The following is a 26044-nucleotide window of genomic DNA, read 5'->3' on the forward strand; positions in this document are numbered from 1 at the left end:
CACGCGCCGAGCCCGCGCGACGGTCGCACGGGGTCAGTGCAGGTATCCGCCGCCGTCCCGCCGCTGCCCCTGCGTCCCGCCCGGCAGCCCGCCCGCGCCCAGCCGCTCGAACCGCTCCTGGACGTTGGCCGCGAACGCCTGCTGTTCGGAGCCCGGGTAGGGCTGTCCGTTGGCCGCCATCGCCACGGTGAGCACCCCGCTGATCGGCGCGCCGGGCGACGTCCGCACCGGTGTGCACAGGAAGGTGAAGTCCTGCGGCGACGGGTTGTCGTAGGTGGGGACCGACAGCCGTGACAGCGTGGTGGGCCGCCCGGTGTGGAAGGCGTCGTCCATCGCGTTGAAGATGCCCATGGACTCGAGTCCCGGCAGCACGAGGCGGCCCGGGCTGAACTGCGGCACCATGCCGAAGGCCGCGCCCTGCTTGCCGTTGGCGTAGCGCAGCAGGTGGTTGGGGCCCTCGGTCAGCATGATGGGGAACGGCGCGCCGTCGAAGACGGCGAACAGCTCCTGCTGCTGGGCCAGCAGGCTGTCGCGCAGCTTGAAGTCGGACAGCAGGGTCTCGGAGAGTTCCTGCATGCCCTGCCGCAGGGCGCGGTCCCAGGCGCGGGGCTTGAAGTCCGCGACGCACACGGTGCCCAGGACCATGCCCGTGTTGTCACGCAGCGGCGTACCGAGGTAGGAGCGCACACCCAGGTCGTTGACGAGGGGGTTCCCCTTGAAGCGCGGGTAGTCGAAGACGTCGTCCAGGGCCAGTTGGGAGCCCTGGGCCACCACGTGGGGGCAGAAGCCGTAGTCGCCGGGGGCCTCCCGGGTGAGGTTGCTCAGGTCGAAGGGGACACCACCGCCGTCGGGGTCCACCTGGTCGTCGGGGGAGGCCGTGGGCACGTACATGCCGCGGAACATCTGCCGTTCGTCGTTGATGAAGTTGACCATGGCCAACGGTGACCGGGTGAAGCTGGCCGCCAGTCGCGCGACACGGTCGAAGGTCGCCTCCGCCTCGACGGTATTGAGGCCGAGAACCTGCAGTCGCAGCTTCCGCTGCTCGCCCGCGAGCCGGGCCTGATCAGATGAGAGGGCATCCATGAGACCCGATGAAATCAGAATCCCCGCCTCCGCGGATCGCCCCTCCAGGTAATTTCCGTATCACTTGCCTCACGACCAACGCCCTTCGTGACCAAGGCACTTGACCGGTTCCTCTCCCGCCTCCGTTTCACCTGTCCGGCCGTGTACAGATGCCCAATCTTTGATTCTGTCCAACTATTTCCAGGTTTCAACCTGCGGCGATCACTTCTCGCCATTCCTTGAGGGGCGGGCAAGCGGAAACGATTTTGCGTACGACAATCGTCCGACGGGCTGGTTTTCGACGTCGGCGCCCCCGACTCGGCACCGCGCCCGATGATCGAACTTTGGTTCGAACGCCTGATGGTGGGGGTGGGTGGGGCCCGTCGTGCTGATGTGGCTCCAGTGTAATGAATGTGTGCGATGCACCTGCGAGAGAGGGCACAGCGGGGTGGGCCAAGTACGGTTCGAGCTGCGGGCTTCCCGCCGCGGGCGGAAGCGGCAGGACCGTTTCGGCCAGAGCGCCGCGCGCGGTTTCGCGCCACGAGCCGCGCTGCTCCCGACCGCCTGGTGCTGCTGCGTGGGCGAGGATCCGCCGCGCCGGGCAGGAGGCTCGTCGCACTGACGGATGAACCCGGCACGACGGTGTCCGGGCTCACGTTCAGACCGCCCCTTCCGCCCGGGAACCGGGGCCCGGCGGTACGGCGGCGCGGGGGAATTCCCTGCGGCGGCCGGGGCGCGCCCCCGGCGATGCCGAGCTGCCGCGACACCCCCCACCAGGTCAAGCGACAAGGTCAACTGCGCCATTCGTACGGACAGCGGCAAAGTATCGAAGGAGTGACGTCATGAACAGGTCGGACGTGGACGCCCGGGCGGTGGCGGTGATCGGCATGGCCTGCCGGCTCCCCGGCGCGTCGGGCACCGACGAGCTGTGGGCTCTCCTCAGAGACGGCGTGGACGCCACCGGCGAGACACCTCCCGATCGTTACGACGTGGACGCCCTGTACTCCCCCGTCCCCGGTCCGGGCCGCGTAGCCGGCCGCCGCGCGGGCTATGTCGACGGGATCGCCGAGTTCGACGCCGAGTTCTTCGGAATGTCCGCGACCGAGGCCGTCGAACTGGATCCGCAGCAGCGGCTGCTGCTGATGACGGCCTGGGAGGCGCTGGAGGACGCGGGGCAGCGGCCCGACCTGCTGGCCGGCAGCCGCACCGGGGTCTTCGTGGGCAACGCCCGTGCCGACCACCTGGAACTGGCCTTGCGACAGGGCCCGGACACCGCCACCGCGTCCCAACTCAACAACTTCCGCTCGCTGCTGCCCGCCCGGATCTCCCACGCCTTCGACTTCCGCGGCCCCAGCGTCGTGGTGGACACCGCGTGCTCGTCCTCCCTGGTCGCCGTCCACCAGGCCGTACAGAGCCTGCGGGCCCGGGAGAGCCCTCTCGCCCTGGCCGCCGGGGTGAACCTCAAGCTCCGCCCCGACGAGGACCTGGTGATGAGCCAGGCGGGGGCCATGTCCGCCGACGGGCGCAGCAGGTTCGGGGACGCCGGCGCCGACGGTCACGCCCCGAGCGACGCGGTGGCGGTGGTCGTCCTCAAGCGCCTCGCGGACGCGCTGGCCGACGGCGACCGCATCCGCGCCGTCGTCCAGGGCAGTGCCGTCGGCAACGACGGCCACACCAGCGACTCGGTGCTCAACCCCTCCCTGCAGGGCCAGATCGAGGTCCTGCGCTGGGCGTACGAGGACGCGGGGATCGATCCCGCGGACGTCGACTACGTCGAGGCGCACGGTTCCGGGTCGCCTGCCCTCGATCCTCTGGAACTGACCGCGCTGGGCCGGGTCCTGGGCGCGGGGCGTCCGGCGGACCGTCCCCTGCTCGTCGGCTCGGTCAAGACGAACATCGGCCACGCGGAGGCCGCGGGCGGCATGGCCGGACTCGTCAAGGCCGTGCTGTGCCTGGAGCACGGCCAGGTGCCCGCCAGTCTCCACCTGTCCACGCCGAACCCCGAGGTGGCCTGGGACGAGCTGCCGCTGGTGGTGCCCGGCACGCTCGTCGACCTGCCGGACCGGGGCCGGCCGGCCGTCGCCGGCGTCTCCGGACAGGGCTCCTCGGCCCTCAACGCGCATGTGGTGATCCGCCGCCCCGATCCCGTCGAGACGCCCGTCGAGACGCCCGCCGAACCGGCCGCCGGCGCCGCGCCGTACCTTCTGCTGCTCTCCGCGCGCGGCCCCGGCGCGCTGGAGGCGCTCGCCCGGTCGTACGCCGCCTACCTCGCCCCCGACGGTGCGGGAGCCGCTCACAGCGTCCGCGACATCTGCTTCAGCGCGGCCACGCGCCGGCAGCACCACACGCACCGGCTGGCGGTCGTCGGGTCGAGCCACGAGGAGCTGGCGGCGGCCCTCACCGGGTCACCCGGCGTGGACGGCAGGCCGCTGTCGGCCGTCGCCCACCGCTACCGCCGGGGCGAGGACGTGGACTGGGAGAAGCTGTTCGGCGGCTCCGGCCGCTTCGTGCCGCTGCCGACCTACCCCTGGCAGACCGAGCGGTACTGGCCCGGCGAGCGGCACGACGACGGTGGCGACCTGGCGTCGTGGGTGCTGCGGGAACACGCCCGCACCGGCTTCGACGACGCCTCCAGCCTCACCGACATCGGCATCGACTCGCTGGCGAAGCTGCGGATCGTGGTCGAGCTGACCAAGCGGTCCAGCCAGGACGTCGACCCGGAGGAGCTCGGCAGGCTGCGCACCGTGGGAGAGCTGCGCCGGTGGACACGCTCGCTGGAGGCGGCCGCCCGATGAGCGAACCGCAGACCGCGTACGCCTGGTTCGCCCGCTCCGCCGACGCGTACGGCGACGACGCCGTGGCACTGGAGGTGGGCGACGACCGGCTCGGCTACGCCGCACTGCGCGACCTGGCGGAGCGGCTCGCCGCCCGCCTGGTCGCGGCGGCCGGGGGCAGCCCCCCGCGCCGCGTGGGCCTGCTGGCGAACCGCTCTGTGACCGCGTACGCCGGCTACCTGGCCGTGCTGCGGGCCGGCGCGGCCGTCGTCCCGCTCAACCCCGAACACCCGCAGCCGCGTACGGCCGGCATCGTGAAGACCGCGGAGGTGGAGGTGGTCCTCGCCGACGCCTCCGGGGCGGGTGCCGACCTCGGGGTGCCCGTCCTCACGGTGGGCCCCGAGGAGCTGGCCGCCCTCGCCGAGGAACCCGCACCCGATCCGTCGTGGGGCGAGGCCGGTCCGGACGACATCGCGTACATCATCTTCACGTCCGGCTCGACCGGCCTGCCCAAGGGCGTGCCCATCCTGCACCGCAACCTCTGCGCCTACCTCGGCCAGGTCGCCGGGCGCTACGGCATCGCCCCGGGCAGCCGTCTGTCGCAGTCCTTCGAGCTGACCTTCGACGGCTCCGTGCACGACCTGTTCGTCACCTGGGCGGGCGGCGGCACCCTCGTGGTGCCCCGGCGCAGCCAACTCATGTCCCCGGTGAAGACGGTCAACACACTGCGCCTCACCCACTGGTTCTCCGTGCCGTCCCTGATCTCCTTCGCCTCCCGCCTCGGCACCCTGCGACCGGGCAGCATGCCCACGCTGCGATGGAGTGTCTTCGGCGGCGAACCGCTGACGCTGGACGCGGCCCGGGAGTGGCGGGCCGCGGCGCCCGGGAGCCGTGTCGAGGTGCTCTACGGGCCGACCGAACTCACCATCTCCTGCACGGCGTACCGGTTCCCCGACGATCCGGACGAGTGGCCCGACACCCCGAATGGGACCGCTCCCATAGGGGCCGGCTACCCGGTCCTCGACCTGCTGATGCTCGACGAGGACGGCCGGCCCGCCGACAGCGGCGAACTGTGCGTGCGCGGGCCGATGCGTTTCCCCGGCTATCTCGACCCGGCGAACGACGCGGGGCGCTTCCGCGCGCCCGACGGGGGGCCCGGAGGCGACGAGCCGCCCACCGACCTGCACTGGTACCGCACCGGGGACCGGGTCGCCCTGCGCGACGGGCTCCTCGTGCACCTCGGTCGGACCGACCACCAGGTGAAGATCCGCGGACACCGGATCGAACTCGGGGAGATCGAGGCCCTGCTGCGGCAGCAGCCCGGGGTGCGGGACGCGATCGTCCTCGCGGTGCCCGCCGCGGACGGCGAACCGGAGCTCCAGGCCGCCGTCGGCGGCGCCGGCTGCACGTCCGACGCGCTGTACGCGGCGCTGGGCGACCGGCTGCCGCCGTACATGCTGCCCCGCCGGATCGCCGTCCTGGATCACCTGCCGCTGAACACCAATGGCAAGATCGACCGGCGGGCCCTGCTCGATGAACTCGGACGCGCCCGCTGAACCACACATGCCCGGGCCACGGCACACACCGCCCCATCCCCCGACGTCTGTTGTGAGGCAAACCACATGTTCGACGCCATCGTGGTAGGCGCTCGATGCGCCGGTGCGACCACCGCCATGCTGCTCGCCCGCGCGGGGCACCGCGTGCTCCTGCTCGACAAGGCCCCGCCCGGCACCGACACGCTCTCCACCCATCTCGTCCACCAGCCCGGCGTCGCCGCACTCGCTCGCTGGGGACTGCTGGACGCGGTGCGCGCCTCGGGGTGCCCGCCCCTGGAACACGCGCTGTACGAGGTCGCCGACATCCGCCTCGAAGGGTGCGCCCGGGGCGTGGAGGGGCAGCACGCGGCGTACGCCCCGCGCCGCCGCGTCCTGGACCCGATCCTGGTCGAGGCGGCGGCCGCCGCGGGCGCCGAGGTGCGCCACCGCTGCCGGGTGACCGGACTGCTGCGGGACGAGAGCGGACGGGTCGTCGGCGTGGAGGGCGTGCACGACGGCGGCTCCTTCACCGAACGCGCCCACCTGGTCATCGGCGCCGACGGCATGCGCTCGGCCGTCGCCCGACTGGCGCAGGTGCCGTTCACCATGGAGAACCCCCGGATGACCTGCGCCTACTACACGTACTGGGCGGACGTCCCGGCGACCCTGGAGCTGTACGAGCGGCCGGGCAGCTGGGTGGCGGCCGTGGCGACCAACGACGCGGCCACCCTCGTGCTCGCCTACTTCCCGCAGTCCCGGTTCGAGGAGGTCCGCACCGACGCGCACCGCGCCTACCGGGAGCAGATCCGCACCACCGCCCCCGCCCTGTACGAGCGGCTGGACGGCAAGGAGCCGGTGGACCGGCTGCACGGCACCGGCGACCAGCAGAACTTCTTCCGGCAGGCGACGGGGCCGGGCTGGGTCCTGGTGGGCGACGCGGGACACCACAAGGACTCCATCACCGCGCGCGGCATCAGCGACACCTTCTTGCAGGTCGAGGCGCTCGTACGGCGTCTGGAGGGTCGACTGGGCGGCGCTCCGGCCGAACTGGACGCGGCGCTCCGGCAGTTCGCCGAGGACCGGGACACCGCCCTCGTCGCGGGCTACGAGGCCACGCTCGGCGTCGCCCGGCTCGCACCGCACGAACAGCGGCTGTCATTGCTGCGGGCCGTGCAGACGGATCCCGAACTGACCTCGATCTACTTCGACATGGTGGCGGGCATCGAGGGCGCGGAAGCCCTGTACACGCCCAGACTCCTCGCGCTGCTGTGAGCGCTCCCACTTCCGCAAACCGCCCCGGCAACGATCGCGGACGGCCTGGGCGGTCGCAGCCAACTACCGCTGTACGGTACGCAGTTGCTTTCTGTGATTGCTGACGCTGCGCGATGATCCTGATACGGTGCAGGCTGTTCCCGATTGCGATGACGGCCGGTCACGTCGGCCCGCCGGGCACAATCCCGCACCTTGCACCGTGTCAACCGAACCAGTGTTCCGCTGCCGTACGAGGAATCAGATGCCAGGCACCCGCGACCGACGCTCGCGTCATCGGTCCGCCCCGCGCAGATCTCTCCGATTCTCGTTCGTCCTGCCCTTCGTCGTCCCCGCGGTCTGCCTCACCGGGCTGTGGGGGTACACGGCGGCCGGTCTCGTCGACGAGCACGTCCAGCTGCAGGCCGACGCGGACCACGACTCCTCGGTCGCCCGGCCGGCCCGGTCCGTGCTGTCCGCCCTGCAGGACGAGCGCCGTCTCACCGCCTTCTGGCAGGCGAGCCGCACGGGCGCCGCCCGCACGGACCTCGACGCCGCCCGCAGGAAGACCGACGCCGCGGTCACCGCCTACCGGGGGTCACCGGGACCGGACACCTCGGCCCTCCGGCGCCGGGCGAAGTCGCTGGACGACGCGCTGTCCGCGCTCTCCGGCCGCCGGGACGCCGTCGACGGACGCGCCCTGTCGGCCGCCGACGCCTTCCAGTACTTCACCGACACCATCACCCGGGGCATCTCGCTCGTCTCCACCGCCGTCCGCAGCGACGACGGGTCCCTCGCGCACGAAGGTGCCGCCACCACGTCCCTGCTGCGGATCACGGAGATGCTCTCGCGCCAGGACGCGCTGCTGTCCGGCGCGCTGCCCTCCGGCCGCATGCCCGCGGACACCCGCGCCCGGTTCGCGGAGTACCTGGCGCTCCAGCGGGAGTTCGCCGCGACGCTGACCGCCCGTGACCTGCCCGCCGACGCGGCAGCCGGATATACGCGGATCACCGGGGGCGCGCAGTGGACGACACTGGCGAGGGTCGGCGACGCGGTGACCGGGGCCGGGGACACCGCGCTGCCCCGTGACGCCTCGTCGTGGCCGGACGCCGCCGACGGCGTCCTCGATGAACTGCGGCCGCTGGGCGAGGACTCCGTGCGGGGGCTGGCGGACGACGCCGCGGACCGGGCCGACGGCCTGCTGCTGGGCATGCTCGTGGGCACCGCCGCCACGCTGGCCGCATTGGCGGGCGGTGCGGTGCTGGCGCTGCGGGCCCGTCGCTCCACACTCGGCCGGCTCTCCGAACTGCAGTCGCACACCGAGGACTTCACCCGCACGCTGCCGCAGCTGCTCGCCCGGCTGGAGCGGGTCGAGCGGGTCGACCCGGGCACCCTGGCCCCACAGGGCCACCACACCACGGACGAGTTGGAGCGGCTGGCCGGCGCCATCGACGAACTGGGCCGTGTGGCGGCGGACACCGTGCTGCGCCACTCCCGGGGCCGCGCGGGCACGGAGAAGGTCTTCGCCCAGCTCATCCGCCGCACCCAGATCCTGATCCACCGTCTCATCTCGCTCCTGGACGATCTGGAGCGCAAGCACGAGGACTCCGACCTGCTGAAGGACATCTTCAAGGTCGACCATCTCGCGACCCGCGTGCGGCGCCACGCGGAGAACCTGGTGATTCTCAGCGGTTCCCCGCCCAGCCGCCGCATGACCACGCCGCTCTCCGTCACCGACGTCATGCGCAGCGCGGTCGCCGAGACCGAGCAGTACACCCGCGTCAAGGTGAAGAACCTGCCCGCGGACCGGCGCGTCGCCCTCGCGGGCCGCGCCGTCGCGGACGTCACGCATCTGCTCGCCGAGCTGATCGAGAACGGCACGAGCTTCTCCCCGCCGGACACCCAGGTGTTCGTGAGCGCGACGAAGGTGGCCAAGGGCCTGGCCGTCCATGTCGAGGACCACGGTCTCGGCATGCCGCCCGAGAAGATGGCGTCCGCCAACGAACTGCTGGCCCGCCCGCCCAAGCTGGACATGACGTCGTTGGGCGAGGACCCGCGCCTGGGCCACTTCGTGGTGGCCCGGCTCGCCGAGCGGCACAAGATCAAGGTGGAGTTGCGGGAGTCCGTCTACGGCGGCACGCTCGTCGTCGTGCTGCTGCCGGCCGCCCTGCTGGAGGAGTACGAGTCGCCGGCCATCGACCAGCTCAGGTCGGCGGCCGCCGCGGCCGGCAACGCGCTGGCGGCCGAGTCCCGGCAGGCCGCACTGGACGGAGGGGAGAGGGCGCCGGCCGGCGCGGCCGTGCGCACGGCCGGGGGTGCCGCCGTCCCTGTGGGCGCCGACGGGGTCGTCGTCACGCACTCGCGCCTTCCCGACCACAGCGGCTTTCCCGAGTACGCAGGTGCAGGTCTGCTGCCGCCCGTGTCGGACCACCCCGTACCGGAGCACCCCGTACCGGCTCCGGGTCCGGACCCGTGGTCCGTGGCCGGGGAGGCCGCGAGCCCGCAGCCGTACGGCGGTCCACGGTCCCCGGTTCCCGGCGCGCGGCCGGACCACGCTGTGCCGACGGCCGGGCACACCGGCCCCCCGGCCGGGCCCGCGCCCGGCCGGGAAGCCGGCGTCGCGCACACCGCGCCGGCGGGGCAGGTGCCGGCCCCCGCCGGGGCACGCCCGCCGAACACCCCCCGGGTGCTGCCGCAGCGGACCCGGGGAGCCAGCCTCGCGCAGCAACTGCGCAGGGAGGCGGCACACGCACCAGGCCGACCCGAGGGCGAGGGGGACAACGACGGCATCTCCCCGGACGCCTCGGCACGCGCGATGATCGCCATTCAGCAGGGGCTGAAGCGGGCCCGGATGTCCGAGACGGACGGGTCGGCCGGCGCCGACGGCCGGCCTACGGATCCGGGGGATCCCGGTGCCCACCGACTGTGAGGGAACGTTACACAATGACTGAGCAGGTACAACCCGGTCCGCAGCTGGACTGGCTCCTCGACGGCCTGGTGGACCGGATCCCGGAGATCCGCTGCGCCATCGTGCTGTCGGGAGACGGCCTCCTCATCGGCAAGTCCAAGGACCTGCGCCGTGACGACGCCGAGCACCTGTCCGCGGTGGGTTCGGGCATGCACAGCCTCGCCCGGGGCGCCGCCCGCCACTTCCACGGCGGGGAGGTCCAGCAGACGGTCATTCAGATGGAAAGAGCGTTCCTGTTCGTCACGGCCGCGGGCAAAGGCGCCCGGCTGGCCGCGATAGCCACGGAGGAAGTGGACGTCGGCATGATGGCCTTCGAGATGGGCACGCTCGTCAAGCAGGTCGGCCAGTACCTGAGTGCCGCGCCACGCGTGCAGACCCCGTCCCCCGGCGGATATATACAGGATGCCTGAACCGCGATGGCTCGACGGTGCGGAGGCCGGGCGTCACTTACGGCCGTATGCCATCACGGGCGGGCGCACCCGCCACAGTCGGCACACGTTCACGCTGATCACGCTGGTCGTCGCCCGGTCCGCGCATGACGTGGACCGGGAGCATCTGGAGCCGGAGTCGGCTCAGATCCTCGAACTGTGCCGGGATCGCGCGGTGGCGGTCGCCGAGATCGCCGCGCAGCTGGATCTGCCGGTGAGCGTGGTGAAGATCCTCTGCGGGGACCTGCTCAACGCCTCGCTCATCCTCGTCCAATCGCCGCCCGGGCAGGAGGACCAGCCGAGTGTGGAACTCATCGAAAGGGTGATGGATGGTATCCGTCAGCTCTGAGCCGGTCATGCCGACCGCGCTGAAGATCCTCATCGCGGGAGGCTTCGGCGTCGGCAAGACCACCATGGTGGGCTCGGTGAGCGAGGTGCCCCCGCTGGAGACCGAGGAGCGCATGACCGAGGTGAGTCTCGGTGTCGACGACCTGACCGGTGTGGAGGGCAAGTCGTCGACGACGGTCGCCATGGACTTCGGCCGGATCACCATCGCGCCGGAGTTGGTGCTGTATCTGTTCGGCACGCCCGGTCAGGACCGGTTCTGGTTCATGTGGGACGACCTGGCGACAGGCGCACTGGCCGCCATCGTCCTCGCGGACACGCGCCGTCTGGACGCCTCGTTCGCCTCGATCGACTTCTTCGAGGCGCGCGAGATACCGTTCGCGGTCGGGGTCAACTGCTTCAACGGGCAGCAGGAGTGCACGGCGGAGCAGGTGCGGGCCGCGCTGGACCTCGACCCGTCCACACCGGTCGTCCTGTGCGACGTACGCGACCGCGGCTCCAGCAAGGAGGTGCTGCTCGCGGTGCTGGAGGCGGCCCGGGCGCAGGCCGCCGCGCGCCTGACGTCCCTGACCGGGCGCTGACCGCACGGCCGCCGCCGGTCTCCCGGGTTCCCGCGTCGGCTTGCCGACGGTCGGCACGACCTGGTCCTCGCGGTCCGAGCCGCCCCGCCGCACGGCGATCAGAAAGTGGCCGCCCAACTCTTGCCTCCGGCCGGGCCGGCTGGATTACTGATCTCCAGCAAGCGACCGAATGATCGGTCGTCCGTAAAGGTGTGGATCGGCTAGGGAGACGCCTCGATGGCGGATGCGCGGGACCTGCTGGACGCGGGGGAACGACTCGACGCTCAGGGCCTGAGGGCCCTGCAGCTGGAACGGCTGCGGGACTCGCTGCGGCACGCGTATGCGAACGTGCCCTTCTACCGCGCGTCCTTCGACAAGGCCGGGGTCCACCCGGACGACTGCCGGACGCTCGCCGATCTCGCCCGGTTCCCCTTCACGGCGAAGGCCGACCTGCGGGAGAACTACCCGTACGGGATGTTCGCCGTGCCCAGGGAGCGTATACGGCGGATCCACGCCTCCAGCGGCACCACGGGGCGCCCCACCGTCGTCGGCTACACGGACGACGACCTGTCCATGTGGTCGGACATGGTGGCCCGGTCGATCCGCGCGGCCGGCGGCCGGCCCGGCGACACGGTGCATGTGGCCTACGGCTACGGCCTGTTCACCGGCGGCCTGGGCGCGCACTACGGCGCCGAACGCCTCGGCTGCACGGTGATCCCGGCCTCCGGCGGCATGACGGCACGTCAGGTGCAGCTGATCCAGGACCTGAAGCCGGACATCATCATGGTGACGCCGTCGTACATGCTGACCCTGCTCGACGAGTTCGAGCGCCAGGGCGTCGATCCGCGGGGTACCTCCCTGCGTGTCGGGATCTTCGGCGCCGAGCCGTGGACCGTGGAGATGCGGCGCGAGATCGAGGAGCGGTTCGCGATCGACGCGGTCGACATCTACGGCCTGTCGGAGGTCATCGGTCCGGGCGTGGCGCAGGAGTGCGTCGAGACCAAGGACGGCCTGCACGTCTGGGAGGACCACTTCTACCCCGAGATCGTCGACCCGATCACCGGCGAGGTGCTGCCCGACGGCGAGGAGGGGGAACTCGTCTTCACCTCGCTCACCAAGGAGGCCATGCCGGTGATCCGGTACCGGACGCGGGACCTGAGCCGCCTGCTGCCCGGCACGGCCCGCGTCTTCCGGCGGATGGAGAAGGTCACCGGGCGCAGCGACGACATGGTCATCCTGCGCGGCGTGAACCTCTTCCCCACGCAGATCGAGGAGATCGTGCTGCGCACGCCGGGCGTCGCACCGCACTTCCAGCTCCGGCTCACCCGCGAGGGCCGGCTCGACGCGCTGACGGTGCGGGCCGAGGCCAGATCCGGTGCCACGCCGGAGCAGCGGGCCGCGGCGGCGCTCGCCGTCGCCGCGGCCGTCAAGGACGGGATCGGCGTCTCGGTGGGGGTCGAGATCGTCGAACCGGAGTCCCTGGAGCGGTCGGTGGGCAAGATCAGGCGGATCGTGGACCTGCGTCCGCGCTGATCCGCGTCAGTCGGCGGCGAACCGGTCCCGCAGCTCCCGCTTGAGGATCTTGCCGCTCGCGTTGCGCGGCAGCTCGTCCACGAACAGCACCCGCTTGGGCGCCTTGAAGTGGGCGAGCTTCTCGCGCGCGTGCGCCAGGAGTTCCGCCTCGGTCACCTCGCCGCGGGGCACCACGACGGCGGTGACGGCCTCGATCCACCGCTCGTCCGGCAGCCCGATCACCGCGGTCTCGGCCACTCCCCCGTGGGTGTACAGGGCGTCCTCGACCTGTCGTGAGGCGACCAGCACGCCACCGGAGTTGATGACGTCCTTGACCCGGTCGACGATGGTGAAGTACCCGTCGGCGTCCCGCACGGCGAGGTCCCCGGAGTGGAACCAGCCGTCGCGGAAGGCGTCGGCGCTCTCCTCGGGCTTGTCCCAGTAGCCCTCGCACAGCTGCGGCGACCGGTAGACGATCTCCCCGGGCTCCCCGTCGGGCACGTCCTTGCCCTCCTCGTCCACGAGCTTCGCCTCGACGAAGAGCACCGGACGCCCGCAGGAGTCCATGCGCCCCTTGTGCTCGTGGGGTCCGAGGACCATGGCCAGGGGGCCGATCTCGCTCTGCCCGAAGCAGTTGTAGAACCCGAGCTTCGGCAGCCGCTCCGTGAGGCGCTCCAGGATGGGCACGGGCATGATCGAAGCACCGTAGTACGCCTTGCGCAGCCCGCTCAGGTCGCGTGTGGCGAAGTCGGGGCGGCCGGCGAGGCCGATCCAGACGGTGGGCGGGGCGAACAGGCTGTCCGCGCGGCCCTCCTCTATCAGGTCGAAGATCCGGTCGCCGTCGGGCGCGTCCAGGAGGATGTTCTCCGCGCCGACCGCGAGGTAGGGCACCAGGAACACGTGCATCTGCGCCGAGTGGTACAGCGGCAGCGAGTGCACGGGCCGGTCGCCCGCGCTGAGGTCGAGGGCGGTGATCGCGCTCAGGTACTCGTGCACCAGCGCGCGGTGCGTCATCATCGCGCCCTTGGGCAGCGCGGTGGTGCCGGAGGTGTAGAGCAGCTGCACCAGGTCCTCGCCGCGCGGCTCCTCGCCGTCGTAGGGCTCGGTCGTGGCGAGCCGTGCGAGCAGCGAGTCGTCGGCGTCGCGCAGCGGCAGCACCCGCACGCCGTCGGCGAGGTTCCCGGCCAGGTCCGGATCCGCGAGGACCACTCCGCAGCCGGCCTGGTCGACGATGTACGCCAGGTCGTCGCCGGTCAGGTTCTGGTTGACTGGTACGTGCACCAGCCCGGCACGGGCGCAGGCCAGGAAGCCGATCAGATACGCGTCGGAGTTGTGGCCGTAGGCGCCGACCCGGTCACCGGGTGCGAGCCCGGCGTCACGCAGGGCACGGGCCGCGCGGGAGACGGCGTCGTCGAGGTCCGCGTAGGTCCAGGACCGGTCGCGGTAGTGGAGCGCGACGCGCTCCGGGGTGCGGCGGGCGCTGCGCCGCAGCGTGCCGTCGACTGTGACGCTTCGTCCCGCCGTCATGGCTGCTCCTTGCTCCGTTCGTTCCTGGCGTGATGATCGTGGTGCCCTGCCGTGCAGGTCAAGACGTCTTCGGCCGGAACAAACTCCAACACCGCCGGTGCCGGGCCGCGCCACCGGCGATCCGGGAGGCCCTTGTCGGGCGCAACCTCCCCCGACACCGTAGTGGGGCGGCGCCATGGGCAACCGCCCGAGACGGCTCGTCGTCGCGGCCGCCGTCCTGGCCACCGCCGCGGCGAGCTCGTCGCGAAGGACCACGCCGGCCTGGGCCTCGGTGACGGCCGGGCGCGCAGGCCGCCGACCGGGTGTGCGCCCTCGCCGACGGCTTCGTCACGCTGCGTGGCGAGACGCTCGCGCTTCTTCGGACCCGGCGCGGCCCCCGGCGGCTCCCGCTCGTCGGCGGCGAGGAACCTCGGCAGCGACCTGTGCTTCCGCGGGGTGCGGGCGGCCGGATACAGCGCCTGGCTGGGTGGTACCGCCCGGGCCGGGCGGTACCACCGACACACGGTGCCGGCTCACATCGGCCGGGTGCGGCCCTCCCAGTAGGGTTCGCGCAGGCGCCGCTTGTACAGCTTGCCGTTGGGGTCGCGCGGCATCGACTCGATGAAGTCCACGCTCCGGGGCCGCTTGTAACCGGCGAGCCGGCGCGCGCAGTGGCCGAGGATGTCCGACGCGAGGGCCGGACCCGGCTCGTGGCCGGGGGCGGGCTCGACGACCGCCTTCACCTCCTCGCCCCAGTCGTCGTGCGGGATGCCGAACGCGGCCGCGTCGGCCACGGCGGGGTGGGTGAGCAGCGCCGACTCGATCTCGGCCGGGTAGATGTTGACCCCGCCCGAGATGATCATGTCTATCTTGCGGTCGCGCAGGAAGAGGTAGCCGTCCTCGTCGAGGTGGCCGAGGTCGCCGACGGTGAAGAAGTCGCCGATGCGGTTCTTGCGCGTCTTGGCCTCGTCCTTGTGGTACGAGAAGCCGCCGGTGCTCATCTTCATGTACACCGTGCCCAGTTCGCCGGGCGGCAGCCGGTTGCCCTCGTCGTCGAAGATCGCGAGCTCGCTGATGGGCCACGCCCTGCCGACCGTGCCGGGCTTCTTCAGCCAGTCCTCGGCGGTGGCGAAGGCACCGCCGCCCTCGCTGGCGGCGTAGTACTCCTCGACGCTCCGCCCCCACCACTCGATCATCGCCCGCTTCACATGGTCGGGGCAGGGGGCGGCGCCGTGGATCGCGTGCCGCATGGAGGAGACGTCGTAGCGCGCCCTGACCTCCTCGGGAAGCGCGAGCAGACGGTGGAACTGGGTCGGGACCATGTGGGTGTGCGTGCAGCGGTAGGTGTCGATCAGGCGCAGCATCTCCTCGGGCATCCACTTGTCCATCAGGACCAGCCGGTGCCCGATGTGCAGCGACGCGCCCGCGAACTGCAGCACGGCGGTGTGGTACAGCGGGGAGCAGACGAGGTGGACGTTGTCGTCGTACGGCTTGATGCCGAAGATGCCGAGGAATCCGCCGAGGTACGTCTCCTCGGGCGGCTTGCCGGGCAGTGGGCGGCGGATGCCGCGCGGGCGGCCCGTGGTGCCGGAGGTGTAGTTCATGACCCAGCCGAGGGTGCGCCCGTCGGGCGTCGACCCGGGGCGGCCGTCGAGGAGTTCGGCGTACGGCCGGAAGCCCTCGACCGCGCCCACGGCGTACCGCGCCGCGGCCGGCAGCTTCGCCTCGTCGGCGGCGTTGCGCGCGGCGTCCGCGAAGCGCTCGTGCGCGATGAGCACCTTGGCGCCGGAGTCGGAGACGATCCAGGCGATCTCCGGCCCGACGAGATGGTGGTTGACGGGGACGAGATAGAGGCCGGCCTGGGTGGCGGCCAGATACGCGGTGAGGAACTCGACGCCGTTGGGCAGGACGACCGCGAAGGAGTCGCCGCGCTCGAGTCCCGCGGCGCGCAGTCCGTGGACCAGCCGGTTGGCCGCGGCCAGCAGCCGGCCTGCGGTCCATTCCTCGCCGTCGGCCGCGACGAGGACCGTGCGCCCTGGATCTGCCGCGGCCTGGGACCAGAATCCGTTGGCGGCCTGACTCACGGTCAGCTCCTTCCGGCGATCCGGTTGATACGGTCGACGGCCTTCTCGAAGCCGCGGGTGAGGTCGTCGACGACGGACCGGACGCTGCGTTCGCTGGTCATGCGGCCGACGATCTGGCCGACCGGGGTGCCGAGGAGCGGCTCGACCTCGTACTTCTGGATGCGTGTGATCGCGTCGGCGACGAGCAGTCCCTGCAGGGGCATGGGGAGCGCGCCGGGTCCGTCCGGGTCGTCCCAGGCGTCGGTCCACTCGGTGCGCAGTTGCCGGGCCGGTTTGCCGGTGAGCGCGCGCGAGCGGACGGTGTCGCCGGATTCGGCGGCCAGCAGCTTGCGGACGAGTAGCCGCGAGGGGAGTTCGGCCTCCGTGGTGGTCAGCCAGATCGAGCCGAGCCAGGCTCCCTGAGCGCCGAGCGCGAGCGCGGCCGCCACCTGCTGCCCGCTGCCGATGCCGCCGGCGGCCAGTACGGGCAACGGGTCGACGGCGTCCACGATGTCGGGGGTGAGCACCATGGAGGCGATCTCCCCGGTGTGGCCGCCGGCCTCGTATCCCTGGGCGACGACGATGTCGATGCCCGCGTCCTTGTGCTTGCGCGCGTGCCGGGCGCTGCCGGCCAGCGCGGCGACCAGGATGCCCTGGTCGTGCGCCCGTTGGACGACATCGGCGGGCGGGGAGCCGAGCGCGTTGGCGAGGAGTCCGATCGGGTAGTCGAAGGCGACGTCCAGCTGGCTGCGGGCGACCTGCTCCATCCAGCCGGTGATGCGCCATCCGGACGCCTCGCCCTCGGCGAGTTCGGCCACCCCGTGCTTGGCGAGGGTGTCCGCGACGAACTGCCGGTGCTTCTCGGGAATCATCGCCTCGATGTCGGCCTCGGTGACGCCTTCGACCTTCTTGGCCGGCATGACGACGTCCAGACCGTAGGGCCGGCCGTCGACGTGCTCCGCGAGCCAGTCGAGGTCGCGTTTGAGGTCGTCCGGGGCGGTGTAGCGGACCGCGCCGAGCACGCCGAACCCGCCGGCCCGGCTGATGGCCGCAGCCACCGCGGGGAACGGCGTGAAGCCGAAGAGAGCGTGCTCGACTCCCAGTTTCTTGCTCAGCTCCGTCTGCATGGGCGCAGGATGCCGCAGCGGCGGGGAGGAGGGAAGAGTTTTCTGATACTCCGTCAGATTCTTTGGCTCCGGTCGGGCGGCTTGACACCCCCCTCTCGCTGACATGAATCTTTCACTCCGCACGACGTTCCCGAAAAATACTTTCAGGCGACGCGGCAGGAGGCTCATCGATGACGCACGGAGCGGACCCGGGGCTGACCCGGCGTCAACTGGCCGGAGCGGTCACGGTTCTGGGTGGTGCGCTCGCGCTGGCACCTCTCACGGGGACATCGGTGCGGGCGGCCGGGCGGCCCGGTCGTCCGACGCTCAGGCACGGCCCGGCCGAACGGGCGGGCCTGCTCCCCGAGTATCTGCGGCGCCTGGTCACCGACGCCGAGGCGTTCCTCGGCCCCTCCCCCACCCACCCCTGGTACTCCGGCGCGGTCCTGCTCGCCGGACGGGGCGGCACGATCGCCCTGCACCATGCGATCGGCACGGCGGTGCGCTACTCCGCCTACGACGAGAAGACCGACACCGGCGTGGAACTCCCGGCCGGGCAGCAGATCCCCATGTCCCCCGACACCGTCTTCGACCTGGCGTCGGTCTCCAAGCTGTTCACCTCGATCCTCGCCGTGCAGCACCTGGAGCGCGGCACGCTGGAGCTGGAGGGGAAGGTCGCCTCCTATCTGCCCGAGTTCGGCGCCGCCGGCAAGCAGGACGTCACCGTCCGCCAGCTCCTCACCCACACGTCGGGCTTCCGCGCCTGGATCCCCCTCTACACGGCGCCCACCCGCGAGGCGAAGCTCCGGCTCATCTGGGACGAGGCGCCGATCCACCCGCCCGGCACCGCCTACCTCTACTCGGACCTGAACCTGATCTCGCTCCAGCTGGTCCTGGAGAGGATCAGCGGCAGCCCCCTGGACGTGCTGCTCCACGAGGGGATCACCGCCCCGCTCGGGCTGCGCCGCACCCGCTACAACCCGCCTGCCTCCTGGAAACCCCGGATCGCCGCCACGGAGGACGCCCGCCCGCCGTGGTCCGGTCTCGACCGCGGACTCGTATGGGGCGAGGTGCACGACGAGAACGCCTTCAGCCTCGGCGGAGTCGCGGGCCACGCGGGCGTGTTCTCCTGCGCCCCGGACCTCGCGGTGCTCGGCCGCACCCTGCTCAACGGCGGCGCCTACGGCACGGCCCGCATCCTGGAGCCCGCATCGGTGGAGCTGATGTTCACCGACTTCAACACCGCCTTCCCGGGCCATGAACACGGGCTGGGTTTCGAGCTCTACCAGCACTGGTACATGGGCGCGATGGCCACGCCGCGCACGGCGGGACACACCGGTTTCACCGGCACCTCGCTCGTCCTCGACCCGAGCACCGACTCCTTCCTGATCATGCTGGGCAACTCCGTCCACCCGGTGCGGACCTGGCGATCCGGCTCCGCTCCCCGGGTCACCGCGGGCGACAACCTGGCGCGGGCCGTGCCCGTCCGGCCGGCGTGCGGACGGACCGCCTGGTTCTCGGGGATGGCGAACTCCGCCTCCGCCACGCTGACACTGCCCCCGCTGGACACCGGCGGCGGCGACGCCCGGCTGGACTGCGCGCTGTGGTGGGACACCGAACCCGCGTCGGACGCGCTCTTCCTGGAGGCCTCCGTGGACGGCGGCGCGCACTGGCAGGCGGTGCCCTTCACCACGGTGCGGCGGGGCGAGGACACGGAGCGGCACCCGGACGGCTCCGTGACGGGCTGGTCGGGGCGGGTGTGGCACCGGCTCACCGCCGAACTGCCCGCGGCCCGGCAGCTCACGCTGCGCTGGCGGTACGCGACCGACAGGTCGTACGTCGGCCGGGGTGCCTATGCGGACGCCCTCCGGGTCGAGGCCGGCGGGCAGGTGGTGTTCGACGAGACGCGCCCGGCCGATGCCGCGCGCGTCGAGGCTCGGGGGTGGACGGCCTCCGCGGGCTGACGCACGGGAGGACGGGCGCATGGAGCGCGCCGACGGCATCGGCGCCCACCGCGCCGGCCCAGCGGCCGCGGCGCGCCCAACACGACGTGCTGCTGCGATCGGCGCCGGACGGCACACTGCGCGCGGACCGGCTGCCGCTGCGGCTGGTGCGGCGGCTCCCGGCACTGCGCTCGGTGACGGGCTGCATCGGCGGCGTCGGCGTCCGCCCGGAACGCGCGCCCGGCTTCGCCCGCCGCCGACCGCTATCGCCCGCCGCCGACCGCTGACGGGCTGCGCCGGCCGCCATCGCCGTCTTCGAGGACCGCCATCGCCGCGTTGTGCCCCGGCACCCCGCTCACCCCGCCCCCGCGCACGGCCCCCGCCCCGCACAGCAGCACGTTCGCCTGGCGCGTCTCCACGCCCCAGCGGCCCGTGTCCTGCTGGGCGTAGGGCCAGGCCAGCTCGCGGTGGAAGATGTTGCCGCCGGGCAGCCGCAGGTCGCGTTCCAGGTCGAGCGGCGTCTTCGCCTCGATGCAGGGGCGGCCGTCGGCGTCCGTGGCCAGGCAGTCCTCGACCGGCTCGGCGAGATGGGCGTTCAGCTGCGCCAGCGTGGACTTCAGCAGTTCCTCCCGCACCCCGTCGTTGTCCTGTGCGAAGAGCCGCGCGGGGGTGTGGAGGCCGAACAGGGTCAGCGTCTGGTAGCCCCGCGCGACGAGATCCGGGCCGAGGATCGTCGGGTCGGTGAGCGAGTGGCAGTAGATCTCGGACGGCGGCGCGGAGGGCAGCGCACCGGCGGCCGCCTGGGCGTGGGCGGTGGCCAGTTGCTCGTACCCCTCGGCGATGTGGAAGGTCCCGGAGAACGCCTCGCGCGGGTCGACCGCGGTGTCGCGCAGCGCGGGCAGCCGGGTGAGCAGCATGTTCACCTTGAGCTGGGCGCCCTCGGCCGCGGCCGGCGGGGTGTCGCCGGTGAGCCGGGCGAGGTCCTGCGGCGAGGCGTTCACCAGGACGTGCCGTGCGGAGACGGCGCCCTCACCGTCCGGGCCGCGGTAGGTGACCTCGGCAGAGCGCCCGTCGGTCTCGATCCGCACGACCTCGCGCCCGGTGGCGATCACCGCCCCCGCGGTGCGGGCGGCCGCCGCCAGCGCGTCGGTGAGCGCGCCCATGCCGCCGACGGGGACGTCCCAGGCACCCGTGCCGCCGCCGATCACGTGGTACAGGAAGCAGCGGTTCTGCCGCAGTGAGGCGTCGTGGGCGTCCGCGAACGTGCCGATGAGCGAGTCGGTGAGGACGACCCCGCGCACCAGGTCGTCGGTGAAGCGGGTCTCGACCGCGGCGCCGATCGGCTCCTCGAACAGCGCCCGCCACGCCTCGTCGTCGTCGACGCGACGGCGCAGTTCGTCGCGGGTGGGCAGCGGCTCGGTGAGGGTGGGGAACACCCGCTGGGCCACACGCCCGGTCATCCCGTAGAAGCCGCGCCAGGACTCGTACTCGCGGTCGGAGCCGGTGAGCCGGGCGAACGCCTCCCGGGTGCGCCGCTCCCCGCCGCCGACGAGGAGGCCGCCGGGGCGCCCGTCGCGTTCCACGGGCGTGTACGAGGACACGGTGCGCGCCCGCACCCGGAAGTCCAGTCCCAGGTCCCGCACGATCTTCCGGGGCAGCAGGCTGACCAGGTACGCGTAACGCGACAGCCGCGCGTCGACCCCGGCGAACGGCCGCGTGGACACGGCTGCGCCGCCCGTGTGCTCCAGCCGCTCCAGGACCAGCACGGACCGCCCGGCCCTGGCCAGATAGGCGGCGGCCACCAGTCCGTTGTGGCCCCCGCCGACGATCACGGCGTCGTATCGCTCGAGTGCAGGCATGCCTCTTGGTAACACGTGATGATCCGGATCGGCCAGAGACGGGCCGTACGAAGGCGATTCAGGACCCGCCCGCAGCCGCTGTCCGCGCGCCACCGCTTCATCGGCCCACCTTGTGCGGTGCCGGCCGCGCGTCGGGCCCGAGCCGGGCCATCGCGCGCAGGATGTGCTGGGGCGGCAGCTTCCAGCGCAGACGCGCGGGAACGCGGCGCAGGAGGAATCCGGTGCGGCGCAGCCGGCGGGTCACCGTCGCGGGCCCCGGGGCGGTCCTGCCGTACAACTCGTGCGCGTACGGCGGCAGGGCCGCGTACGCCAGACCCGCCACGTGCCGCCACAGCAGGGCGCGCGCCGGAAGCAGCAGCGGGTGGATCGGCGGCCTGCGCAGGAAGTCGTCCACCTCCAGTGCCTCGGGTCCGGCGGCGAGTTCGGGCCGGACCTTCTCGAAGTAGGCCGCCAGCTCGGCCCGGTCCGCGGGCACCCGTTCCGGATCGAGGCCGACCAGGGCCGCGCCGATGCGGTTCTCACGGATGTAGCGGTCGGCCTGCGCGTCGGTGAGCGGGAAGCCCGAGCAGCGCAGGACGTGGAGGTAGGAGTCGATCTCGGCGCAGTGCACCCACAGCAGCAGTTCGGGCTCGTCGACCGGATACCGCTCCCCCGTGTCCGGGTCCGCCGCACGCAGCATGCTGTGGATCCTGCGGACCCGGGCGCCCGCCTTCTCGGCCGCCTCCGTGGTGCCGTACGTCAGGGTGCCGACGAAGTTCGCCGTGCGCATCAGCCGCCCCCAGGCGTCCTTGCGGAAGTCCGAGTTCTGCAGCACGCCGCGGACGGCGCGGGGGTGCAGGGCCTGCAGGTAGAGCGCACGGACGCCGGCGACCCACATCATCGGGTCGCTGTGCGCCTGCCAGGTCACCGAGGAGGGCCCGAAGAGCCCCGGATCCGCCGCCATCCCACCAGTGTGACCACGCCCGCTCCGCGCCATCAACCCCGCGGAGCCGTCGCGGGCCGCGCGATCGACCCCCGGCGCCGTCGCGGGCCGCCGGGCCTCCGGGCCGCCCCACGGCGCCGTCGCGGGCCTCCGGACCGCCCCACGGCCTCCCCGGGCTCAGGGAGTGGGGAGGCCCGCCGGGCGGTGCGGGCCCCCGAGGCGGACCGGTACTCCGGGGGAGTACAGCACGCTGACCGGGGCGTCACACGGCGCGGGCAGGCCGGCGGCCGCGATCAGGTTCTCCTCGCAGGAGAGCAGCTCGGCACGGTGCAGGGGCCAGCGGGGGTGGTCGTTGGGCAGATACGACGCTTTGCCGAGGAACGCGTTGTGCATGCCCCAGCGGGCGGTGAGGAAGTGCTCCAACTCCGTGGGCTCCTCGACGGGTTCTCCCGTGCGCACGGCGATGCGGCAGTACGCGCCGCGCGGACCGGGCCACCGGCGGGAGCTGGTGTAGGTGACGGTGTCGCCGACGGCTCGGACCGTCATCCGGGACCACAGGTAGGGCAGCCGGAAGCCGACGCGGCCCATCACCACCGGTATCAGCCGTGCGGCGTCCATCGACCGGAACACGACACCGCGCCGGCCGTGCCCGTCGACCGAGTACAGGCGCACATTGGTCTCCGGGAAGGACCCGAGGTACGGCACCCCGGGCAGCCGCAGCCACCCGACGCGATGCATCCGGAAGGCCACGAGCCCGACGTACGTCAGCCCGTCGTGCACGTCGGGGACGGTCCCGCCGGGCAACAGCCGTGCCACGGCGTCCGGTTCGACGGCCCAGTGGAGGAAGCAGAGGTCGCGCCACTGCTGGGTGAGGAGCGGGGCCCGTATGGCCGTGGGCGCGTCCGGAGTGATGGGGCTCGGCGTCTGCACGACGCCAGCATGGCAAAGACGTCGGTGCCCGCGCCCGCCGGACGGCCCCGGACCGGGCCCAGGACCGCGTGCTGCCGGACCGGAGGACGAGCTGCCGCTGCGTTCCGTGGAGCCGGGTGCCGCCTCACCGGCCGGTGTCCCGCGCCACGTCTTCATGGATCGCTTCGCGGCGCCCACCGCGCCGACCTCACGGCCTTCACCGCCTTCACCGAGGTCGTGGCGGCCCGGCGGACCCTCGCCGTGTACGGTGGCCGACGCCGTCGAAGCGAGCCGGACCGCCGAAGCCCGCCCGCCGTCGTCGGCGGAGCACCGCCCGGTGCGGACGGACGAGGTGCGTCACGGCGTGGACGAGGTGGACGAGGAATGAGCGAGCCCCTGCGGATCGGGATCCTGGGCGCGGCCCGCATCAGCGACCGGGCGCTCGTCTCCCCGGCCCGTGCGGGCGGCCACCGGCTGGTGGCGGTGGCCGCGCGGGACCGGGACCGCGCACGGGCGTTCGCCGAGGCCCATGGCGTGGAACGGGTCGTCGGCTCGTACGCCGATCTCGTCGCCGACCCCGAGGTCGAGGTGGTCTACAACCCGCTCGCCAACGCGCTGCACGGTCCGTGGAACCTGGCGGCGCTGACCGCCGGCAAGCACGTCCTGAGCGAGAAGCCGTCCGCGAGCAACGCCGGGGAGGCCACCGAGGTGCGCGACACGGCCCTGGCGGCGGGCACGGTCTTCATGGAGGGCTTCCACTACCTCTTCCACCCGGTCACCCGGCGTCTGCACGAGCTGCTGGCCTCGGGTGAACTCGGCGAGCTGCGGCACGTGGAGACCGTCGTGGCCATGCCCGCCCCGCCGGACGACGACGCGCGCTGGTCGCTGCGGCTGGCGGGCGGCGCCCTGATGGACGTCGGCTGCTATGGCCTGCACGCCCAGCGGATGCTCGCCCCCTGGGCGGGCGGCGCCCCCCGGCTCGTCTCGGCGAGCGGCGGGGAACACACCGGTGCGCCGGGCGTCGACGCATGGCTGGACGCGGAGCTCGCCTTCCCCGGCGGCGCCACCGGCGTCGCCCGCTGCTCGATGGCGCACGACGCCTGGCGGGCGACCTGCCGGATCGTCGGCACCCGGGGTGAGGCCACGGCGGCCGACTTCGTCCTGCCGCACCACGACGACCGGGTCGTGGTGCGCACCCCGGCGGGCGAGCGGACGGAGGAGCTGGGCCGCAGATCGTCGTACGCCTTCCAGCTCGACGCGTTCGCGGCCCGGGTCCGCGGTGGTGAGCCGCTGCCGCTGGACGCGGAGGACGCGCTGGCGACGATGCGGCTCATCGACGCGTGCTACGAGAAGGCCGGGTTCGCGCCACGGCCGCGCGGCTGAGCCCCGGCGTCGGGCGGCGCAGCCCGCCCACCGGACCCGGGCGACGCCGGCCGGCTGTGACCAGAATTGCTGGTTGGCACCGGGCGACGTTCGTGACCTGGGCTGATGCCAACCAGGTTCAGCGCCTGGTAGCACGCCGTCAGAAAGTCAGTTGGCACGTTGGTACACGGCAGGTCACAAGGCGTGTCACCGCAGTTGGGAGTCACTGCACCTGGCAGTCCCGCCTCGCGGGGCCCCCTGCCGGGCTCATGTTGTAGTAGCGTGATCGCCCTGGTCGCCCATGCCTTCCTGGCCGTCGCCGGCGCCCTCGAACGTGCCGTCCAGACCGTTCGGAACGACCCCGCCGAAGCCGGCCTCGTCCCCCTCAGCAGCCACGAACTCCTCCGCCTGCTACGGGCCTTGATCCTCCCGCCGGCCCGACGAGACCCCAAGCACCTGCTGTGGTGGTCCACCTGGCGTCGCCGCCACCAACACCGTGCCCGCCTCTGCCACCGCCGATGGCACGCGTACGCCGACACCACACCGTGATCAGGTGGCTCACCGGTGGTCACCGGCAGCTGCCGCAGCTGTGCGCTGTAGTTGGCCAGCCCTCCGTTGCCTGTCGCTGCCCGCGGGCCCGCGCCCGCCGACGGCAGGCCGACTCGGTGCTCGGCGCGTCTCGACTTGATAGGCAAGCGAACACTTGCCTATCCTGTGGCCGTGGCCGAAGACCTTTTCAAAGCCTTGGCCGACCCCACCCGCCGCACCATCCTCGACGAGCTCGCGGAGAAATCCGGACAGACACTGTTCGAGATCTGCTCGCGACTGAGCATGAAGCATCAGCTCGGGATCTCGCGCCAGGCAGTCTCCCAGCATCTCGCCGTGCTGGAGGCCGCCGGGCTCGTCGAGACCAGGCGGGAGGGCCGCTACAAGTTCCACGACCTGAACACAGCCCCGCTGCGGCAGATCGCCGAGCGATGGCTCGTGCCCGACACATCCGGACCGGAGGAGAGCACCCCATGAAGATCCATCTGACCAGCGTCCTCGTCGACGACCAGGCCAAGGCCCTGCGCTTCTACACCGAGATCCTCGGCTTCGTGAAGAAGCACGACGTCCCGGTGGGCGAGAAGGACCGGTGGCTGACCGTCGTCTCGCCCGACGAGCCCGGCGGCACCGAACTCCTCCTGGAGCCCGTCGGCCACCCTGCCGCCAGGACCTACCGCGACACGCTCGTCAAGGACGGCATCCCCCTCGCCCAGTTCGCCGTTGGCGACGTGAAGGCGGAGTACGAGCGCCTGCGCGACCTCGGCGTCCGTTTCACCCAGGAGCCCCTGGAGTTGGGCCCCGTCACCACCGCCGTCTTCGACGACACCTGCGGCAACCTGATCCAGATCGCAACACAGCCGCAGTAGGAGTTCGGCCGCGCGCGCAGCTCGGCCTCGGCGGCGACATGATCAGGAACCACAGCCGCCGTGACCCCGAGGCCGGCTTCGCCCGACATGACACCCGAGCAGCTCTGTGGCAAGGCCCAGGAACCTCAGCCTCTGCTTCGAATTCCACCGTTCGACGGGATGACCGCCCCAGCGGCGTGACATGAAGCCGAAGACGAGGCGATTGCGGCTCTGCGCATTCGAGGACAGCCGTCAGACGCCATCATGCCGACCACCGTCCACGTCATGCGCCTGGGCTGCGAAGCCATGGATCGTGACACCAGAACCCCGGTTCCACGTTGTCGTCACATGCCACCAGTCACAAAGACGTCCAGAACACCAACTACCTAGATCAGACGCCCTCAAAGTGCCAACCAGAACGCTTGGTGTGCGACACGAAGTCGCTCCAGGTAAGTAAGTCCAGCCACGTGAAGGAGGTATCGATCGGCTGATCTTCGGGCCAGTGTCCAAGGCCCGTCCCCGCGCTCCCATGCGTCGTTGGTAACGGCGGG

21 protein-coding genes and 1 pseudogene are annotated in these 26044 nt (G+C 72.3%); 15 read left to right on the forward strand and 7 right to left on the reverse strand.

Annotation, left to right across the window (positions count from 1 at the left end):
• Nucleotides 1–33: 33 nt before the first annotated feature.
• The gene (locus ACFYMU_RS24810; protein WP_388377059.1) at nt 34–1083 is read right to left on the reverse strand and encodes a GAF domain-containing protein; all 1050 of its coding nucleotides are present in this window, start codon (nt 1081–1083) and stop codon (nt 34–36) included.
• 821 nt (nt 1084–1904) lie between these two features.
• Here ACFYMU_RS24810 and ACFYMU_RS24815 point away from each other — a divergent pair.
• The 8 genes from ACFYMU_RS24815 (at nt 1905) to paaK (ending at nt 12453) form a co-directional block, all read left to right on the forward strand.
• Nucleotides 1905–3857: a beta-ketoacyl synthase N-terminal-like domain-containing protein gene (locus ACFYMU_RS24815; protein WP_388377062.1), complete on the forward strand. Its 1953-nt coding sequence runs from the start codon at nt 1905–1907 to the stop codon at nt 3855–3857.
• A complete protein-coding gene (locus tag ACFYMU_RS24820; RefSeq protein WP_388377064.1) occupies nt 3854–5392 on the forward strand; it encodes an amino acid adenylation domain-containing protein in 1539 nt (512 codons plus the stop codon). Before ACFYMU_RS24815 ends, ACFYMU_RS24820 begins: the two co-directional genes overlap by 4 nt.
• A gap of 66 nt (nt 5393–5458) precedes the next feature.
• Complete coding sequence (locus ACFYMU_RS24825) at nt 5459–6643, forward strand: FAD-dependent oxidoreductase (RefSeq protein WP_388377067.1); 1185 nt, start codon at nt 5459–5461, stop codon at nt 6641–6643.
• A gap of 241 nt (nt 6644–6884) precedes the next feature.
• Complete coding sequence (locus ACFYMU_RS24830; RefSeq protein ID WP_388377068.1) at nt 6885–9548, forward strand: nitrate- and nitrite sensing domain-containing protein; 2664 nt, start codon at nt 6885–6887, stop codon at nt 9546–9548.
• A gap of 14 nt (nt 9549–9562) precedes the next feature.
• Nucleotides 9563–9997 (forward strand): roadblock/LC7 domain-containing protein, encoded by a 435-nt coding sequence (locus tag ACFYMU_RS24835; RefSeq protein WP_388377071.1) that lies wholly within the window; start codon nt 9563–9565, stop codon nt 9995–9997.
• Nucleotides 9990–10364 carry a DUF742 domain-containing protein gene (locus tag ACFYMU_RS24840; RefSeq protein ID WP_388377074.1) on the forward strand — a complete coding sequence of 125 codons (375 nt, stop codon included), beginning with the start codon at nt 9990–9992 and terminating at the stop codon, nt 10362–10364. Before ACFYMU_RS24835 ends, ACFYMU_RS24840 begins: the two co-directional genes overlap by 8 nt.
• Nucleotides 10345–10941 carry an ATP/GTP-binding protein gene (locus tag ACFYMU_RS24845; protein WP_388377077.1) on the forward strand — a complete coding sequence of 199 codons (597 nt, stop codon included), beginning with the start codon at nt 10345–10347 and terminating at the stop codon, nt 10939–10941. Before ACFYMU_RS24840 ends, ACFYMU_RS24845 begins: the two co-directional genes overlap by 20 nt.
• Nucleotides 10942–11157: 216 nt before the next feature.
• Nucleotides 11158–12453: a phenylacetate--CoA ligase PaaK gene (gene paaK, locus ACFYMU_RS24850; RefSeq protein ID WP_388377079.1), complete on the forward strand. Its 1296-nt coding sequence runs from the start codon at nt 11158–11160 to the stop codon at nt 12451–12453.
• Nucleotides 12454–12459: 6 nt separating this feature from the next.
• Here the strand turns inward: paaK and ACFYMU_RS24855 are convergent, their stop codons facing one another.
• The 3 genes from ACFYMU_RS24855 to ACFYMU_RS24865 all read right to left on the reverse strand — a co-directional run bounded on the left by ACFYMU_RS24855 (nt 12460) and on the right by ACFYMU_RS24865 (nt 17128).
• Nucleotides 12460–13959, reverse strand: coding sequence for an acyl-CoA synthetase (locus tag ACFYMU_RS24855; protein ID WP_388377082.1), 1500 nt, complete (start codon nt 13957–13959; stop codon nt 12460–12462).
• Nucleotides 13960–14471: 512 nt separating this feature from the next.
• Nucleotides 14472–16022, reverse strand: coding sequence for an acyl-CoA synthetase (locus ACFYMU_RS24860; protein WP_388377084.1), 1551 nt, complete (start codon nt 16020–16022; stop codon nt 14472–14474).
• A 2-nt stretch (nt 16023–16024) separates the two neighbouring features.
• On the reverse strand, nt 16025–17128 hold the full coding sequence (locus ACFYMU_RS24865) for a nitronate monooxygenase (RefSeq protein WP_388377086.1): 1104 nt from the start codon (nt 17126–17128) through the stop codon (nt 16025–16027).
• A gap of 170 nt (nt 17129–17298) precedes the next feature.
• Between ACFYMU_RS24865 and ACFYMU_RS24870 the strand changes: the two genes are divergently transcribed.
• Entirely contained in the window at nt 17299–19071 is a 1773-nt protein-coding gene (locus ACFYMU_RS24870) for a serine hydrolase (RefSeq protein ID WP_388377088.1), read from the forward strand.
• Nucleotides 19072–19157: 86 nt separating this feature from the next.
• On the forward strand, nt 19158–19337 hold the full coding sequence (locus ACFYMU_RS24875; protein ID WP_388377090.1) for a hypothetical protein: 180 nt from the start codon (nt 19158–19160) through the stop codon (nt 19335–19337).
• Here ACFYMU_RS24875 and ACFYMU_RS24880 read toward each other — a convergent pair.
• From ACFYMU_RS24880 to ACFYMU_RS24890, 3 genes are all read right to left on the reverse strand, one after another.
• A complete protein-coding gene (locus ACFYMU_RS24880) occupies nt 19314–20909 on the reverse strand; it encodes a phytoene desaturase family protein (RefSeq protein WP_388377093.1) in 1596 nt (531 codons plus the stop codon). The two genes, ACFYMU_RS24875 and ACFYMU_RS24880, sit on opposite strands and share 24 nt — an antisense overlap.
• Nucleotides 20910–21006: 97 nt before the next feature.
• The gene (locus tag ACFYMU_RS24885; protein ID WP_388377095.1) at nt 21007–21852 is read right to left on the reverse strand and encodes an oxygenase MpaB family protein; all 846 of its coding nucleotides are present in this window, start codon (nt 21850–21852) and stop codon (nt 21007–21009) included.
• A 156-nt stretch (nt 21853–22008) separates the two neighbouring features.
• Entirely contained in the window at nt 22009–22761 is a 753-nt protein-coding gene (locus ACFYMU_RS24890) for a YqjF family protein (RefSeq protein ID WP_388377098.1), read from the reverse strand.
• Nucleotides 22762–22831: 70 nt separating this feature from the next.
• On the opposite strand from ACFYMU_RS24890, the pseudogene ACFYMU_RS24895 reads away from it, so the two are divergent.
• The 5 genes and pseudogenes from ACFYMU_RS24895 to ACFYMU_RS24915 form a co-directional block, all read left to right on the forward strand.
• A pseudogene (locus ACFYMU_RS24895) lies at nt 22832–23128 on the forward strand (dehydrogenase); the annotation flags it as partial.
• Complete coding sequence (locus ACFYMU_RS24900; protein ID WP_388377100.1) at nt 23125–24123, forward strand: Gfo/Idh/MocA family protein; 999 nt, start codon at nt 23125–23127, stop codon at nt 24121–24123. The pseudogene ACFYMU_RS24895 and the gene ACFYMU_RS24900, both read left to right, overlap by 4 nt.
• 261 nt (nt 24124–24384) lie before the next feature.
• Nucleotides 24385–24651, forward strand: coding sequence for a hypothetical protein (locus ACFYMU_RS24905; RefSeq protein WP_388377102.1), 267 nt, complete (start codon nt 24385–24387; stop codon nt 24649–24651).
• A 171-nt stretch (nt 24652–24822) separates the two neighbouring features.
• A complete protein-coding gene (locus ACFYMU_RS24910) occupies nt 24823–25125 on the forward strand; it encodes an ArsR/SmtB family transcription factor (RefSeq protein WP_388377105.1) in 303 nt (100 codons plus the stop codon).
• A complete protein-coding gene (locus ACFYMU_RS24915) occupies nt 25122–25514 on the forward strand; it encodes a VOC family protein (protein WP_388377108.1) in 393 nt (130 codons plus the stop codon). Before ACFYMU_RS24910 ends, ACFYMU_RS24915 begins: the two co-directional genes overlap by 4 nt.
• The last annotated feature ends 530 nt before the right edge of the window (nt 25515–26044 follow it).

This window comes from Streptomyces sp. NPDC007264 (genome assembly GCF_042869095.1).
Lineage (GTDB): Bacteria > Actinomycetota > Actinomycetes > Streptomycetales > Streptomycetaceae > Streptomyces.